Here is a 17,363-nt window from a genome sequence, read left to right on the forward strand (position 1 = left end):
GGTTGCCCTCGGGACCTCAGCAGCCGATCGATGTCGCCATCTCGACGAGCCGGCACAGGGCGTTGACCTGGCGCAGCTGCTCCGGCGTCCGCACTGCGGCGTCCAGCAGTTGCTCGCTCATCACGACGACGGCGAGAGCCTTGGCGCGCGACACCGCGACGTTGAGCCGGTGCAGGTCGTAGAGGAACGAGACGCCGCGGGGCGCGTCCTCGGCGCTCGTCGACGTCATCGAGTAGAGGACGACCGGCGCCTCCTGGCCCTGGAACTTGTCCACGGTCCCGACCCGCGCGCCATCGGGCAGCAGGCTCCGGATGCGGGCGACCTGGTTGTTGTACGGCGCGACCACGAGCACGTCGTCCGCGCCGATGACCGACCGCTCCCCCGCCGCGTCGACCCAGCCGACGCCCTGCAGCGACCGCCACAGCTCCGCAACCGCGACCGCCTCGTCGTCCGACGAAGCGGCGGCGGCGCGAGTGTGCTCGACGAACCGGACGGCCAGGCCGCTGGTCCAGCCGTCCACCGCGATCCGCTCTCGGTCGGCCGCCGACTCCAGCCGCCCCTCGTACGCGAGGTCGGAGACGAAAGCGGTCAGCGCCGGGTGCATCCGGTAGGTCCGGTCGAGGAAGACGCCGCGGTCCTCCGGCACGGTCGGGTGGCCCTCGAGCAGGTGCTCGAGCGCCGAGAGTCCCGACTCCCCCGGGTGCACGGCCTGCGTCGGCTGCGCCAGCTGCTGCGGGTCGCCCAGTAGCACCAGCGACTTCCCGGCACGCGCGACGGCGACCGCGTTGGCGAGCGAGAACTGCCCCGCCTCGTCGATCACCAGGACGTCGACCGCCCCGGCCAGCTCCGGCCGGGTCCAGAACCACGACGTCCCGCCGACCAGGTTCGCCGACCCGTCCAGCAGCCGGGACGCCACCTCGGCGGCGTCCTTCGACCACTCCACGCCCGGCGCCCCGCAGGCCTGGTGCTCCTCGCACTTCTGCAGCGCCGGCCGGCCCACGGCCTGCAGCACGTTGCCGATCACCGCGTGGGACTGCGCCGTGACGCCGACCTTCTTGCCGGCGTCGAGCAGCGCGCGGATCAGCCGCGACGCCGCCCGCGTCTTCCCGCTGCCGGGCGGCCCCTGCACGGCGAGCACCTCACCGTCCAACTGCAGCCCGAGCCGGACGACGGCGTCCCCGGCCTCCTCCCCCGGCAGCCGCCGGCAGTCCGCCGGGACGACGCGGTCGAGCAGCGCCTGGCCGAGACACGGCCGGCCGGCGAGGACGTCGTCCGCCGTGGCGACGATCGCCGCGCGCATCTGCTTGTCGTCGAGCGGTCCCTCGGGACCGAGCCCGCGGACGGCGCCCGGCTGCTTCGTGCTCTTGACGACGATCCGCCCGCCGACGGCGTCGAGCTCGCGCACTTCGCCGATGCGGGCCTGGGTGTCGACGTCGAAGGCCGGCTTGCCGACGGCGAGCTTGGCGTCCTGCGGCGGGAAGGTGAACTCGTAGAGCTTGCTGCGCTTCTCGGTTCCGATCTCGGCGGCGACGGAGAGGCCGCCGAGCGCGGTGCGGTCCTCGACGAGCTGCTCGTCCTCCAGGTCGCCGCGGCTGAAGAACTCCCACCAGCCGGGCCGGGCCTCGCGGCGGTGCCACTGCACGAGGTCGCCGAGCAGGTCGTGGCCCGTGGCCTGCAGCTGCTCGACCAGCGCCAGCTCCGCGACCTCGGCGTCCGACTGCGGCTTCGGAGCGTCGATCTCGGACAGCACCGGGCGCGGCAGCTCGCCGTGCTCGGCCTCCAGCTCGGCGCGCTGGGTCTCCAGCCAGTCGTGCAGCTCGCGGGTGGAGTCGACGTCGTCCCGGTTGTAGTTGTGGATGGCCTGCAGTCGGCCCGGGTCGCGGTCGATCAGCCACTTCTCGTACTCGACCACGCTGGACATCGCGTCGGCGACGTCGCCGGTGTGCTCGCGCCCGTAGAAGGCCTCGACCTTCTTGATCGAGTAGGACTCCTTGCTGATCCGCATCGACTGCGTCACGACGGGATGGAGGTCGACGAACCGCTCGGCGCGCAGCAGCTGGTCGAGCTCGGCCTCGCGGACGCCGTACCGGCCGGTGAGCCGCTTGAGCGCGCTGACCTCGTAGGCGGCGTAGTGGTAGACGTGCATGCCGGGGTCTTGTCGCCAGGCGTCGACGACGTGGTCGATCAGCTCCTCGACCATGCGGCGCTCCTCGGCGGCGTCGTGCGCCCAGAGGGCGGTGAAGCGGCCCTGCCGGTCGCCGAGGCCGGCGAGGTACTCCAGCCCCTGGCCTTCGCTGGAGAGCGGGTCGCCCTCGAAGTCGAGGTAGAGGTCGCCGGGGCAGGGCGCGGGGAGCTTGAGCAGCCCGTGTGCTTGCTGCGGCTGGAGCAGCGTGCGGGTCGGGGCTCCGGCCTGGCGGCCGCGGAGCTGCTCGCGCGCCTGGTCGCGCAGCCGCTCGCGCGTGCCCCGGCTGATGCCGGTGGCCTTGAGCGTGTCGTCGTCGGCCGCGGCGAGCTGCTCGAGGGTGGTGACGCCGACGTCGATCAGTGCGGCGCGCTGGTCGCGGCGCATGCCGGCGACGAGGCTGAGGTCGTCGCCGATGCGCAGCTCGTCCTCGCAGCGCGGCTGCCAGGTGCACTGGCCGCAGTACGCGATGGGCACGGGCGCGGTGCTTCCTGGGTTGGCGACGAAGCCCTCGAGCCGGGTGCGGGCGCGGCGGGCGTAGGCGGCGACGTCGACCAGCCGCCACGGGCGGGACTCGCCGTCGCCGGTGACGACGCAGATGCGCTCGGGCGTGCGGCCCTGCAGCGTGGCGAGCCGGTCGGCGTAGGTGGCCATCTGCAGCAGCGCCGGCACCTTGATGCGGCGGGCCAGCTTGGCGTCGGCGACCTCGTAGGACCAGTCGCCGAGGTCGGACGGCGTGGCCGTCTTCAGGAGGAAGTCGGCCTGGCCGCCCCAGGTGCCGTCGAAGAGCGTCGCCTGGTGGATGACGTCGACCCCGGCCCGCATCGCCACGAGCGTGGCGGCCTCGCTCCGGCTCTGGTGGAGGCGGACCACCTCGAGGCCCTGCTCCTCCAGCGACTCCAGGTAGCGCAACTCGTGAGCGATGCCGAGGTCGGCGACGAGCACCGTCTGGTCGCTCACCCCCTCGGCGAGCGGCTGCAGGGTGCCCCCGGCCACCGCGAGGTTCAGCGCGGTGAGGTGGTGGCACTCCTGGTGCCGGGTCAGGTCACTGGGGCTCAGGACGAGCCGTCCGTCGAGGCGGTACACGACTCAGCCGTCCGTCGAGCGGCCGGCGACGGGCAGGGATGAGTGCAGCAACGTTCCCCCGTGATGCAGCGTGCAGAGCCTCAAGGAGGCTGCCACGGACGACGCTGTCCCGGAACTTCCCGCGCCGACCGGCGATCGGTCCGGCATCACGTGACCCACCGTGTGTCGACGACTGACTCTGCGTCGGGCTACCTAACCTGCTCCGGCAGGAAGCCCGAGCAGGGGCACCACGCATGAAGGAGCTATTCCGAGTGCCGGTCGTACGCGAGGTCTGCCCATTCCACGCCGACGAAGACGTGCGCGGCGTGCCCACGGGGTACGGGGACGGGTCTTTGGTGTTCGCCTGCACGCAACGCGGCCACCCACTGGGCGGCCCCCACACCTGGCTACGGGTTCCCGAGGTCGAAGCAGGGAGTGGAGGAAGCGGTTTGGCCGCCGAACTCGGGCTCTCCACGGAGCTGCCGGCAGCCCTCAAGACATTCGCGGGTCGTTGGGTCGAGTACGGACTGGTGGAGCGCGCCTATGCCGGCCGTCGGCCGACAGACTTCGCTCGCCTGGTGAACCGCTTCGGCCACACCGCCCTGGCGGACAAGGGCAACACTGCCTCGGCCTTTCTGGCGGGCTACCTCGCAACGATGGCCAAGCGTGGCGACATCCTGTACCACGACGGACCGGCGACAGGCCGGTGGTCGTACAACTCCAAGATCAGCTGGTGGGCGGTGGGGCCGCCTCCTCACTGGGAGGACGACCGACTGTCCTGGGTGGACGCTGGTTGTGCCGTTGACTACGTGCCAGGCGTCGACGCTGACAATGACGCTCAGGCCGCCTACGGACGACGCTGAGCCGGAGGCAACCCGGGCGTTGGCACCCACCTTCGAGGCGCCGGCTCATGCAACACCGCGCTCGGTACGGGGTTGATCCGCCGCACCAGTCCCACGCCACTCACTCGTCACCACTTGGCGCGACTCGCGGGCGCCGAGTATGACACCCGGGGTTTCGGCTCCTTAACGTCCGGACTCAGAAGTTCCGCGTGACCCGACCACGGCCACGGGCGGACTTGTCCCTGCAGCCGTCGACGGTGCGCCGGCTGCGCTGTGTCTGAGAGGTGACGGGGCGACGTGAACACGTCTGACTGGGCGGGCCTCGACAGCCCGCTGGCGAAGCACGTCCGCGAGCAGTCCGAGCGGTGCCTCGCCGCCTACCGGGAGAACCCGCTGCTGGTCGCCCAGGACGGCGCCATCGAGATCTCCACGGCGGAGGGTGGATACGGCCGCAAGCAGCTGTACGAGCTGATCCAGAACGGAGCCGACGCCCTTGTCGGCCGGACCGGCCGAATCTCCGTCGTCCTGATGAACGACACGCTCTACTGCGCCAACCAAGGCGCTCCTCTCACACCGCAGGGCGTCGACGCCCTCATGACCTCTCACATGTCGGTCAAGCGCGGTACCGAGATCGGCCGCTTCGGACTCGGGTTCAAGTCCGTCGTCGGCATCAGCTCCGCGCCGCAGGTCTTCAGCCGCTCCGGGTCGTTCGGTTTCGACCGAGTCGCCTCTCGTGAGCGGATCGAGCGCATCGTCCCCCACGCCGAGAAGTACCCGACGCTTCGTCTCGCCGAGCCTCTGAATCCAGCCGTCGAGGCGACCAGGGACGAGGTGCTGACCGGGTTGATGTCCTGGGCGGACACCGTCATCAAGCTGCCGCTGCTTCCCGGCTCGGACTGGCTGGCGTCCGACGTCCAGGACTTCCCCGGTGAGTTCCTGCTGTTCTCCCCGCACGTGACGCAGCTGGAGCTGCACCACCTCGAAGAGATGTTCACCAAGGAGGTGCGGACGAGCACCCGAGACGACGGCGCGGTGGTGCTCGACGAGGCAGGCGCACGGACGGCTTACCACGTCTTCCGTCGGGTGCACCGTCCGTCGGAGCGAGCGCAACGAGACGCCGGTGAGCAGGCACGGCGAGATGAGATCCCCGTTGTCTGGGCGGTCCCGGAGAAGGCTCGCGGCCGGCTCGGTTCCTTCTGGGCCTTCTTCCCCACTGCGTCCCGCACCACGCTGTCCGGCATCGTCAACGCGCCCTGGAAGACCAACGAGGATCGCCACGACCTGCTGGCCGGCGCCTTCAACCAGGAAATCCTGACGTTCGTCCTGCCGGTCATGGTGGCGCGCGGGTTGCCGTCCCTGGTGGACCCCGAGGACCCGGCGAGCTTCCTGGACGTGCTCCCGGCACGTGGCCGAGAGAACCGGTCCTGGGCCGACGACGTCATCAACGATGCCGTCTTCAGGGCAGTCGCGGCAGTGGACTGCCTGCCGGACAGCAACGGTGCTCTTGGTTCACCGGAGCGCCTCAGGCTGCACGCCAAGGACCTCCGCTCGGAGTGGCTCGAGGCCTGGGCGGAGTGTCCGACGCGCCCTCGGGACTGGGTCCACCACTCGGTCGACAAGAACAACGAGCGCCGGCTGAAGGCCGAGCGACTCGTCGATCAAGCCGGCCGCCGCCCTCGGGAGATCGCGGAGTGGCTGGAGGCCCTCAGCGCGAGCAAGCAGCTGGTCGGCGCCGCCTCGGCCGTCCTGCTCGCGGCGCGCATGGTGGCCGACGACCCGAAGCTGGAGTCGGCCGTCCGCGAGGCCGCCGTGGTCCTCACCAGCGACAACCAGCTCGCCCCCATCGTCCGTGGGTCGCTGTTCCTGCCCACCGAGGGACTCGACGACAGCGGCGACCTGGCGTTCGTCCACCCAGACCTGATGGCCTTCCCCGGCGTCGAAGAGGCGTTGCGCGGGCTGGGCATCAACACCGTCGACCAGTCCGGGCTCCTCCGCGCGCTCGTCAAGCAAGACCGCGGCGACTGGGACGACGATCGATGGACGCGCTTCTGGGTCACGTCCCGTTCGGTCGAACCCTCTGTGGCCGCAGGGATCCTCCGCGAGGAACTGGGCGACCAGGTGGCCGGCCTCGAGGTTCGCACCGTCGACGGCCGGCGCGCAGCCCTCTGGGACACCTTCTTCCCCGGAGCGGTCGTGCCCGCCGACGGGAGTCGGGACGCCGTCTACACGATTAATCTCTCGTGGCACCGCGACGACCGCACACTGCTGACCCTCCTCGGCGCGGCTGCTGGGCCGGCGCTTCACCCCGATCGTCAGCGCGAGGACTGGGTGGACGACTACGAGAAGTGGGCGGTCCGGAACTACTACGAGCGACTGCCCCGCGGCGGCCCCCGCCCGGCCGAGGGCTACCTGCGTGTGCACACGGGATCGGTGCCCGATCCCATCGGCCTGATGCCCTCCCTCTCCCTGGCCGGTCAGGCGGCACTCACCCGTGCAGCGCTCGATCTCGGCCCTGAGCGGGAGCGGACCGTCGCGCACGCGACGGTGGCCCACTACCCCCGACTCGAGGTCACGGGCCCTCTGACGTGGTACCTCAGCCGCCACGGGGTGGTCGACACGGCCCTGGGTCCCCTTCCGATCACGCAGGCCCTCGCGCCCACTGGCGAGGCCTCCGACGTGCTGCCGGTCGCACGGATCACGCCCGATGAGGCGACGCGTCTGGGACTGCGCCGCGGTATAAACCAGCTCGGCGACCGGGAGTGGCGTCGCGTCCTCGCAGACGCCGGCGAGTGGAGCGACGACGGCCGGCGGAGCAAGTTGTACGGCGTGGCGGCCCGCCACACGTCCGCGCCGGACACCCTGCACGTCCGCATCGGCCAACGCGTGGCCGAGGTCGACACCGAGGACGTGTACGTCGTCGCGGAACCCCGCGAGCACGCCGCACTCATGGGTCAGTCGATCCCGGTCCTGCTCGTGGACGACCAGGACACGGTCGATCGGCTGGTCGACGCCTGGGGGCTGTCGCACGGCAGCGCGCTCCTGGACACGGAGGTCGCCTTCACCGCGGCCGGGGAGTCCGGCCCGCTGGTCGACCGCTTCCCGCCGCTGCGGCTCTACCTGGCGCCGGAGCAGGAGGCGCTCGAGCTCGTCCCCTGCCAGGACATCCAGGTCAGCACCGTGACGCCGGCCGGGCGGTCGACCGAGTACCGCGACTTCCTCGTGCACGAGGGGCGGGTGCACGCCGTGCTCGGCACGGACACCGCCTTTCTCCGACGCCTGTCGGCGGAGCTGGATCTCGATCTGAGCGACTCCGACGTCGACCACATCATCCGGCAGACGGAGGACCACGCCGCGCGCAACAGGGCCGTGGCCATCCGCGACGCGGAGGACGACGACGAGCGTCTGCTGCTGGCCGTCGGGGAGGCCGCCCTGCGTCGGTCGATCCCGCAGCTGGCGCTGTCCTCCCTCGAGACGGACGGCAAGCCGCTCGAAGGCCCGCAGCTGGCAGAGATCGCCCGCGCGGTGCACGGGATCTCCGTGCTCAGCAAGCTCCGACAGGGCCTGGCGGACTCCGGCCTCGAACCGCCGGAGCGGTGGGCCGGTAGCTCCCGCGCACGCCGGTTCGTCACCGATCTCGGCTTCTCGTCCGAGTTCGCCGGCATGCCCGCGGCGAGCCGCCCCTCCCTGATGGAGGTCGACGGCCCGGCACCGCTGCCCCCGCTGCACGACTACCAGGAACGAGTGCTCGAGGAGACCCGCGACCTGCTCCGCGGCCAGGGGAAGCCGCGAGGTCTCATCTCCCTACCGACCGGAGCGGGGAAGACGCGGGTCGCCGTGGAGGCGCTCGTGCGTCACGTCCGTGAGGAGGGGCTGACCGGGCCGGTCCTGTGGATCGCGCAGAGCGACGAGCTGTGCGAGCAGGCCGTCCAGACGTGGTCCTTCGTCTGGCGCGCGGCCGGGCCGCCGCAGCGGCTGCGCATCAGCCGCCTGTGGGGCGACAACGGTGCCAGCCGGGTGGACGACGGTTTCCACCTCGTCGTCGCCATCGATGACAAGCTCAGCTCGATCCTGGACCGGGACGAGTACGCCTGGCTCAAGGACGCCGAGGTCGTCGTCGTCGACGAGGCCCACACCTCCATCTCCCCGACGTACACGCGTCTGCTGGACTGGCTCGGTCGTGGACGTGCTCGCCGGCAGCGGCCGCTCATCGGGCTCACGGCGACGCCGTTCCGTGGCGTCAGTGAAGAAGAGACCCGTCGTCTCGTCTCGCGCTACGACGACAACCGGTTGGACCGGACCGCGTTCGGGGACGTCGACCCGTACACCGCTCTCCAGGAGCGCGGGGTCCTCGCCCGGGTGCAACACCGCCTGCTCGACGGTGCGGACGTCCAGCTCACTCGCGACGAACTCGACGAGATGCAGAGATTCCGCCGCGTGCCGCGCCAACTGGAGACACGGCTCGGCGCCGATCAGGACCGCAACGACGTGATCGTGGAATCCGTCCTCGGACTGCCGGAGGACTGGACCGTGCTCCTCTTCGCGTCCTCTGTCGAGAACGCGGAGACCCTCGCGGCGATGCTCGCCGTCCGGGGCGTTCCGGCCGTCGCGATCTCTGGTGGGACCGACCCTGCAGAGCGGCGGTACTACGTCGAACGCTTCCGGAAGGGCGAGATCCGGGTCATCACCAACTACGCGGTCCTGGCCCAGGGCTTCGACGCCCCGGCGGTCCGTGCGGTGTACGTGACCCGCCCGACGTTCAGCCCCAACGTCTACCAGCAGATGATCGGCCGTGGCCTGCGCGGGCGCCTGAACGGTGGCTCCGACGAGGTGCTGATCGTGAACGTCCAGGACAACTTCGACCAGTTCGGCGACCGCCTGGCGTTCTACGACTTCGAGCACCTGTGGAAGGGAAACCGTGCTTGAGGCACCGTCCATGACGCGCGAACCCGACGCCCACCACGAGCCGGAGCTCGATGACTCACAGCGGCGAGTGGTCGAATCACCTGTAGAAGCCAGACTCATCGTCACGGCCGGTGCTGGCCAGGGGAAGACCGAGGTCGTCGCGGCGCGGCTGCGCCATCTGATCGAGGTCGAGGGATTGACCGGGACCGACGAACTGCTGGTTCTCAGCTTCTCGCGTGCCGCCGTCGCTGCTGTCCAGGGTCGTGTCCGCGGTGACAGTTCTCTCTCTGCCGTCACCGTCAGGACCTTCGACAGCCTGGCCTCCCGGCTCCTGCTGGAAGCAGGTCGGGATGTCGAGGGGCTTCGGTTCGATCCCCGCATCCGCGCTGCCACCGATCTGCTCCAGGACCAGGACTCGGATGTCCCGACCGTCGACCTGCTCCGCCACGTCGTCGTGGACGAGGTACAGGACCTGGTGGGCGATCGAGCCGAGCTGGTATTGGCACTCCTCAACAAGCTCGAGCTCGAGGCCGGATTCACGGTGCTCGGCGACCCGCTCCAGGGCGTCTACGACTTCCAGCTCAACGACTCGACGAGCTCGATGACGAGCGCGCAACTGCTCGACCGGCTGCGCGCGGACCGCGAGGCGGTCGACGTGCGGCTCGAGCACCACTACCGCGCGCTGACATCCGAGACCCGGGCCGTCGTCGGCCTCGGTGAGCGGATGCGATCGGCCCGCTCCGGTCGGAGCCGGCTCAACAAGGTCAGACACTACGTGGACGGTCTGCCCTCCGTAGGGACGCTCGATGACCTCGTCCGGCTCCTCCCGCGGTGGGTCGGTCGCACGGCGCTGCTGTGCGACACCAACGGCCAGGCCATGCTTGTCTCGCGCCGGCTCGACGAACTGTCAATCCCGCACCGGCTGCGCCGACCGGCCGAACAGCTGTCGGTTCCCCCGTGGGTGGCAGGTGTGCTGGCGGAGTCGCCGACCCGCCATGTCGACCGCGCGACGTTCGACCGCATGGTCGACGAGTCCGGGATGACCGTCCCCGAGACCTCGTGGCGCCTTCTCAAGGCGACCGAGCGGAGACGCCGCACGCCGCGCGAACTCGACCTCGTCGAGCTGGCCGCCCACATCGCAGCCGGCGACGTGCCCGTCGAGATGGCGGACGCGAGCGACGCGGACGTCGTCGTCTCCACGATCCACCGGGCCAAGGGCCTGGAGTTCGACATCGTCGTGGTCGTCGAGCAGCCGGAACGGCAGGCGGAGGAGCCGGACGACGCCGAGGACGATGAACGAGCGCGAGCGCTCTACGTCGCGGTCTCGCGGGCTCGGTACCGCCTGGCCGTCGTGCGGTCACCGAGCACTCGCGGCCTCTACTCCGACAGCCGACCGCCCGGTCGGTGGGTGCACGGGTACAAACCCTGGCAGACCAACGCCTTCGAGTTCCGACTCCCCGACGTCGAGCGGAAGCGTCCGTACGGCGACGACCCCGAGACGGCGCAGGAGGTGCAGCGGCTCCTCGGGTCGGAGCTCAGCGCCACCGGTCTGCCGGTGGAAGGCCGACTGGATCCCCGCCGCAGCACCCCGGCCGCCCCGGTGTACGAGCTGTCGGTCTGCGGACACTCCGTTGCGATCACCTCGGCCGGTTTCGGGGCGGCACTGATGCAGCGGTTGGACCGGGTCTGGCGCAACCACCCCGGTCCCCCGGTGGCTCTGCACGGACTGCGGACCGATGGGGTGGAGACGGCAGCAGGACCGCCCCTGGCGGGCGACCGGCTGGGGGTCGGTCGATGGGGACTGTGGCTCGCTCCGCGGATCGGCGGACTGGCTCACCTGGAGTACGAGAGAAAGGACCGGGGATGACCACGCTGGCCGACCAATACGGGTTCCGCGAGGACCTCGTGGAGACGCTGTGTCGCGACCTCCTCGGGCCGGCCACGCCGGACGAGGTGCTCGACGAGAGCCCACTGGACCGCTACGTGACCGGGGTGCTGTTCCCGACGACGGCCGCAGAGACGGACGAGGAGCGCGACGAGCCGGACGCCGAGACCGGCTCCGGCGCGGACGCCGGTTACGACCCCGGGGTGGCCCTGTCCCGGCAGCGGCACCCGTCGTCGATGGGTCTCTCCTTCGCCGTCGACCGGTCTGTCGCCGACGAGGTGACCCTCACGTCAGTGGCCGCCCGATACGCCGCCGAGACGCCGGTCGACGCCAGGGAGGAGCCGGTCGCGCACAGTCGGTCGCGTCGGCCTCGCGGCAACGAGGCATGGCGCCGCGTCGCCGTGGGACCCGTGACGACGACGTTGGACGTGACCCGCCCTCGTGTCGAGGCCTTCCCCGTCGCGGAGGGCCTCGAGCTCTACTGCGTCGTCCGTCCCGAGCAGGACGGCGTCGTCCCCGTCACCGCCGTCCTCCGCAACACCTTCAGTGTGGCGCGCGGGGAGCTCCGTGACGGGTACTGCTTCCTCCAACCGTCGCTGGAGGTGTCCGGGCCTGAAGATGCGTTCGTCGACCGCCGGTCCGGCCGGCAGATCGCCATCGACGACGAGGACCTCGAGTCGTACGACCTGCTCTTCCGCGACGTGCGCACCTTCGCCGTGGGCCACGGCTGCGCGGTCGAGTGGGAGACAGGTCGGTCGACGGTGTCCCGCCTCGCGACGACGTTCCTGCCGTCGCACGAGTTGCAGCTGGCCACACCCCGTGAGATTGATGCGGTCGACCTACGCATGAGCACGCTGGCGGAGGCCCCGGACGACGTCGTGCTGGGCGGACTCCGCCGGCTCGTCGAGGAGTACCGGCGGTGGATCGCCGAGCAGCGGACCGAGGGCCACGGGCTCCCCACGCCCCTCCGGGAGACCGCGGCCCGCCACATGGACGACGCCGAAGCAGCCGCCCGCCGCATCCTCTCGGGCATCGACCTGCTGGCGGATCGTCCCGACGCCATGCTCGCGTTCCGCCTCATGAACCGGGCCATGCAGGCTCAACGTGCTCGTCAGGACTGGATCCGGTCCGGCGCCCACGGAGAGCCCCCGGTCGGAGCCGAGCAGACGTGGCGTCCCTTCCAGATCGCCTTCGTCCTGCTCGCGCTGAGGGGCATAGTCGAGCCGGAACACGAGGACCGGGAGCGGGCCGACCTGCTCTGGTTCCCGACCGGTGGTGGCAAGACCGAGGCGTACCTGGGCCTCATCGCCTTCACGATCCTGATGCGTCGGCTCACAGCTCCGAGCGCCGGCGGGGTCAGCGTCCTGATGCGGTACACGCTGCGGTTGCTGACCCTCCAGCAGTTCGAGCGCGCGGCCTCTCTCATCTGCGCCCTCGAGGTACTGCGTAAGACCACGTCTCACCTGCCCGGCGCCGCACCGATCAGCCTGGGCCTCTGGGTCGGTCAGAGCGCCACTCCGAACACCGTGGACAAGGCCCGCGCGGCACTCAACAAGATCCGCGGAGGTCAGAAGCTCGCCACCGAGAACCCGGTTCAGCTGACCCGCTGCCCGTGGTGCGGCATCGACCTCGACGCCGACGACTACATCGTCGACCGACGCGTCCCCGAGCTCCGGGTCTGCTGCCGCAACCGGGACTGCGCCTTCGCGGCCGGCCTGCCCGTCCACCTCGTCGACGACGACGTCTACCGGGTGCGGCCGTCCCTCCTCATAGGCACGGTCGACAAGTTCGCGATGCTCGCGTGGCAGGAGCGGGCCGGCAGCATCTTCTCCACGGACGGACAGGGGCTGCCGCCGGACCTCGTCGTCCAGGACGAGCTGCACCTCATCTCCGGCCCGCTCGGCACCCTCGTGGGTCTGTACGAGGCTGCGATCGACGCCGCCTGCGCCCGCGAACACCGTCCGAAGGTCGTCGCCTCGACGGCCACGATCCGACGGGCCAAGGCCCAGGTGCGAGCGGTCTTCGACCGCACGTCCGCCCAGTTCCCGCCGCCCGGGCTCACGGTGGGCAACACGTTCTTCTCCAAGGACGCCGACCGCAACGAGAAGGGCACTCGGCGCTACGTCGGCATCATGGCGCCGGGCACGAGCCAGACGACGCTCATGATCCGGACCTACGCAGCGCTGCTCCAGGGCACGCACGACCGGCCCGCCGCGGACGAGGTGAAGGACCCCTACTGGACGCTGGTCGGGTACTTCAACAGCCTGCGGGTCCTCGGCGGCGCGTACATGCAGGTGCTCGACGACGTCCCCGACCGACTCAAGCTCCTGGCGCAGCGCAGCGGACATGAGCCGCGCAGCATCACGCAGGAACCCATGGAGCTCACGAGCCGGACGGACTCGTCGGACATCCCACTGCACCTGACCCGCCTGGCCCGAGGCCTCCCCGACCCGGACACGCCCGATGTCGTCCTGGCCACGAACATGATCTCGGTCGGTGTCGACGTCGACCGCCTGGGGCTGATGGCCGTGATGGGGCAGCCGCAGGCGACAGCCGAGTACATCCAGGCGACGAGCCGGGTCGGCCGCAAGCACCCCGGCCTGGTGGTGGTCATGTACAACGGCGCGCGCTCCCGCGACAGGTCCCACTACGAGGACTTTCTGCCGTACCACCAGACGCTGTACCGCCAGGTCGAGGCCACGAGCGCGACGCCGTTCGCGGCCCGGGCTCGGGACCGGGGCCTGCACGGCGTGCTGGTCGCCATGGCCCGGTTGCTCGCCCCCGGTGCCGGTTCGGACACGGCAGCCGGGGAGGTGGACCGGTTCGTCGGAGACCTCGAGATGCTGGCCGCGAGAATCGTCGAGCGGGCCAAGGAAGTGGAGCCCGAGTCCGCCGATGACACGGACCGGCAGGTCCAGTCGCTCATCGACACGTGGGTCCGCGAGGCCGAGGCCCGAAAGCCGCTGCGCTACTCGGCGTACAAGAAGCCGGAGACGTCACTGCTGGTCCAGGCGGATCAGGCGGTGACGGACACCAGGTTGGACCTCGACACGGATGACGTCCCCTGGCCGACCCTGACCAGCCTCCGCGATGTCGACGCCACCTCGTCACTGCACCTGGTCCCCAACCGAGACAGGAGATCCCGATGAGCCCGCGCCAGGTGCCCACCGCCCGGCGTTCCCAGCTGGTCACCACCTATGGGGTGGGTGCGCTCTTCCCGGCCCAGAACGAGAGCTTCATGGTGATGGGGCTCGAGGAGTGGGCCGACGCAGGGTTGGGCCCGGAGATCCTGGAAGCCCGGCTGGCGCGCAACCTGCGCGTCTCGTCCTTCCACGCGCCGGCCGCAGGCAGCGAGAAGGCGCGGGACGTACCCGTCATCCGCTTCCCGGAGTTCCAGTTCTGCCCCGAGTGCCGTCGCTTGGCACCGGTGTGGGAGTTCGGCGGGTGGAACGAACACGTCTGCAAGGAATGCGACGCCGACCTGGTGCCCTCCCGTTTCGTGGTCTGCTGTCCGCGCGGGCACATCGACGACTTCCCGTACCACGCCTGGCTGCACGGCTCGAACACCGGCATCGGCGCACCTGAGCACCGCCTGCGCCTGCACGCCCTCGGCAGGAGTTCCTCGCTCAGCGACATCCGGGTGTCGTGCTCGTGCGGGACCACGCCGATGAGCCTGGAGGGAGCGTTCGCCGCCGACGCGTTGCGCACGGTGCGCAGCTGCTCGGGACGTCGCCCCTGGTTGGGGGCGGACTCCCGCGAGTCGTGTACCGAGGTTCCGCGGACCCTGCAGCGGGGCTCCTCGAACGTATGGTTCCCGGTCGTCGCCTCCGCGATCTCCATCCCGCCGTGGTCCGAGGGCGTGTACCGCCTGCTCGACCGGCACTGGTCCGTGCTCGCCGCGATCCCGCCGGACGCCGTCCGGGCAACGTTGAGCGGGATGGCGCTACCGGCCCACCAGTACACCCTCGACGAACTCACCGATGCGGTTCTGCGCCGGCGCGGCGAGACGCCGGGAGACGAGGACGACGACCTGCGCCTCGGCGAGTACAAGGCCCTCGTCGCAGGTCGACCGGAGAGCAAGGACAAGCAGGACTTCGTCTGCGAGCCGTCTGATGTCCCACCATCGCTGTCCGACCACGTCTTCCAGGTCGCCAAGGTCTCCCGCCTGCGCGAGGTCCGGGCGCTGCGGGGTTTCACCCGGATCCTCCCCCGGACCCATGAGACACCGGACGAACACGTGGCACCCCTGGCACGGGAGGGATCGTTCTGGCTGCCGGCCATCGAGGTCACCGGCGAGGGCGTCTTCCTCCGCTTGGACGGTGATCGGCTCGCAGCCTGGGAGAACGGGGACTTCGCGCGCGGACGGGCGGAACTCCTCCAGCGCATCGTCGACCAACGCGCTGCGGACCGTGGGCTTGGCCAACAGCCGGTGGTCACTGCCCGCGACCTCCTACTGCACTCTCTGGGGCACGCCCTGGTGGAGCAGCTGAGCCTAGACGCGGGCTACCCGTCCGCCTCCCTGCGTGAGCGGGTCTTCAGTGACGGCGACATGGCAGGTGTGCTCGTCTACACCGCCACGTCCGACTCGGGCGGGAGCCTGGGGGGCGTGGCCGCCCAGTCGGAGGAGGGGCGGATGCAGCAGGCGGTCCTAGGGGCGATCGCCCGGCTTTCCTGGTGCTCCTCCGACCCCGTGTGCATCGAGTCGGTCGGCTCCGGCGCGGACGCGCTCAACCTGGCGGCCTGCCACGCGTGCCTGCTGGTCCCGGAGACGAGCTGCGAGCGGAACAACACCTTCCTCGACCGCGCGACCCTGGTCGGCACGCCGGACAAGCCGGAAGCCGGCTTCTTCTCGGCGCTGCTGAGCCGGGTCTGATGGCGAGGTTCGTCCCGCCGCTACGGGTCTCGTCGGGTCGCAGTCTCGCCGAGACCCGAGTGCTGCAGTGGCTCAGCAGGCTGGGTGACGAGTGGACGGTCCTGCACTCGCTCGGCGTCCTCAACCACCCGTTCAAGCGCTGGGCCGAGGCGGACGCCCTCATCGTCGGTCCTCCGGGGCTCGTCGTCCTGGAGGTGAAAGGCGGTCGCGTGGCACGGCGACAGGGCGTCTGGGAGTTCACCGACCGGTCGGGACGTGTGACGCGGAAGCGAGAAGGCCCGTTCGACCAGGCCGGCGGCGCCCATGGGGCCATCCGGCGGCACCTCGTCGACCAGGGCGCCCTGCGCCCCGACCAGTGCTCCGGGTGGGCCGTCGCGCTTCCGGACGTGACGCTGACCGGACGCGCACCCGACGTGGTCGAGGAGGTGCTCCTCGACGCGAGCTCGGAGTGGTCGGCACCCGAGCTCGTGCTGACGCGGTGGTGTCGCCACTGGGCAAGGCGGTCACGTGCGGCGTCTCCCTTGAGCCCCGATGACGTCGCCGCGGTCGTCGAGACCCTGCGCGGCGACCTTGACCTCCGCCCGTCGTTGTCCCTGCTGGCCGACGAGGTGGACGAGGAGCTGACCCGCGTCACCGCCGAACAGGAGCGGGTGCTGCGCGCGGCGGCAGACAACCCACGGCTCGCGGTGGCCGGCAGGGCCGGCACGGGCAAGACGATGCTGGCCCTGGCCGAAGCCCGACGCCTCGCGGACGAGGGTGATCGGGTGTTGCTGTCCTGCAGCAGCGCTCCGCTGGCCGGGAGGCTGGGGCACGCCGTTCAGCACGTCCCTGCGATCGACGTCCGGACTTCTTCTCAACTGGTCACGGCCCAAGGCCCCGCCCGATACGACGCGGTGATCGTGGACGAAACCCAAGATCTGGGCGCCGGCTGGCGCGACATCGTCGACGGACAACTACGAGGCGGTGTCGAGGCGGGCACGTGGCGGCTCTTCCTCGACCCCGCGCAAGACCTGGTCGGCGCGGACGTCGACATGCGCTCGACTCTGCCCCGGTCCACGACGCGGATGAGCCTGACGCTCAATTGCCGCAACACGCGGCAGATCGCGGTGATGGCTTCGATGCTGACCCGAACGGAGCTTGATGCCGAGGCGCCGGTGCTCGGCCCCGAGGTGGCCATGCACTGGTGGAGCGACCCGGCGGAACAGGAGCGCCTCCTGACCGCCGAGCTGCAGGATCTCGCGGAGTCCCTGCCACCGGGGCGGATTGCGGTGCTGACGCGGCGCCAGATGGCGGCAGAGAGGCGTGCAGAGCTCTCTCGCGCGGCGGGGGTCCCGCTGGCCGGTCTCGAGGATCGACGGACGGACGCCGTCGTGGTGGCGACGGCCGAGCAGTTCAAAGGGCTGGAAGCGGTGGCGGTTGTGGTGGCCGACCTCGACTCGCTGGGAGGGGTGCCCGACCGTCGTCACGCCTACGTGTCGTGCACCCGGGCACGGGTCCGTCTGAGTCTCTTTCTGCACGAGGGCGTCCGCGACGACTACCAGGCGGGCGCCGGCTGGTTCGGAGCCGTGGTGACCCGCCGGACCGGCCGCCGAGACTTGCAGCCGTTCTGAGGCC

At 70.8% G+C, this 17,363-nt stretch carries 7 protein-coding genes; 6 read left to right on the forward strand and 1 reads right to left on the reverse strand.

The genetic code is table 11. The features are described from left to right. Positions 1–16: 16 nt before the first annotated feature. Entirely contained in the window at positions 17–3,268 is a 3,252-nt protein-coding gene (locus ACI79C_RS03160) for a TM0106 family RecB-like putative nuclease (RefSeq protein WP_456944151.1), read from the reverse strand. Between the two features lie 233 nt (positions 3,269–3,501). Between ACI79C_RS03160 and ACI79C_RS03165 the strand changes: the two genes are divergently transcribed. The 6 genes from ACI79C_RS03165 to ACI79C_RS03190 all read left to right on the forward strand — a co-directional run bounded on the left by ACI79C_RS03165 (position 3,502) and on the right by ACI79C_RS03190 (position 17,359). After that, positions 3,502–4,110 carry a hypothetical protein gene (locus ACI79C_RS03165; RefSeq protein ID WP_456944152.1) on the forward strand — a complete coding sequence of 203 codons (609 nt, stop codon included), beginning with the start codon at positions 3,502–3,504 and terminating at the stop codon, positions 4,108–4,110. Positions 4,111–4,386: 276 nt separating this feature from the next. Next, the gene (locus tag ACI79C_RS03170; protein ID WP_456944153.1) at positions 4,387–9,012 is read left to right on the forward strand and encodes a DEAD/DEAH box helicase; all 4,626 of its coding nucleotides are present in this window, start codon (positions 4,387–4,389) and stop codon (positions 9,010–9,012) included. Between the two features lie 10 nt (positions 9,013–9,022). After that, complete coding sequence (locus ACI79C_RS03175; RefSeq protein ID WP_456944154.1) at positions 9,023–10,858, forward strand: UvrD-helicase domain-containing protein; 1,836 nt, start codon at positions 9,023–9,025, stop codon at positions 10,856–10,858. Then, the gene (locus ACI79C_RS03180; RefSeq protein ID WP_456944155.1) at positions 10,855–14,025 is read left to right on the forward strand and encodes a helicase-related protein; all 3,171 of its coding nucleotides are present in this window, start codon (positions 10,855–10,857) and stop codon (positions 14,023–14,025) included. Before ACI79C_RS03175 ends, ACI79C_RS03180 begins: the two co-directional genes overlap by 4 nt. Beyond that, positions 14,022–15,749, forward strand: a complete 1,728-nt coding sequence (gene drmB / locus ACI79C_RS03185) for a DrmB family protein (protein ID WP_456944156.1) — start codon at positions 14,022–14,024, stop codon at positions 15,747–15,749. Before ACI79C_RS03180 ends, drmB begins: the two co-directional genes overlap by 4 nt. Further along, positions 15,749–17,359, forward strand: coding sequence for an NERD domain-containing protein (locus ACI79C_RS03190; protein WP_456944157.1), 1,611 nt, complete (start codon positions 15,749–15,751; stop codon positions 17,357–17,359). The genes drmB and ACI79C_RS03190 overlap by 1 nt, the downstream gene beginning before the upstream one ends. Positions 17,360–17,363 lie beyond the last annotated feature (4 nt).

The organism is Geodermatophilus sp. SYSU D00697, assembly GCF_054050175.1.

Coding starts and splice junctions, on each gene's coding strand:
- drmB (WP_456944156.1), top strand. CDS start 14,022: ATGAGCCCGCGCCAGGTGCCCACCGCCCGGCGTTCCCAGCTGGTCACC.
- ACI79C_RS03165 (WP_456944152.1), top strand. CDS start 3,502: ATGAAGGAGCTATTCCGAGTGCCGGTCGTACGCGAGGTCTGCCCATTC.
- ACI79C_RS03180 (WP_456944155.1), top strand. CDS start 10,855: ATGACCACGCTGGCCGACCAATACGGGTTCCGCGAGGACCTCGTGGAG.
- ACI79C_RS03175 (WP_456944154.1), top strand. CDS start 9,023: ATGACGCGCGAACCCGACGCCCACCACGAGCCGGAGCTCGATGACTCA.
- ACI79C_RS03190 (WP_456944157.1), top strand. CDS start 15,749: ATGGCGAGGTTCGTCCCGCCGCTACGGGTCTCGTCGGGTCGCAGTCTC.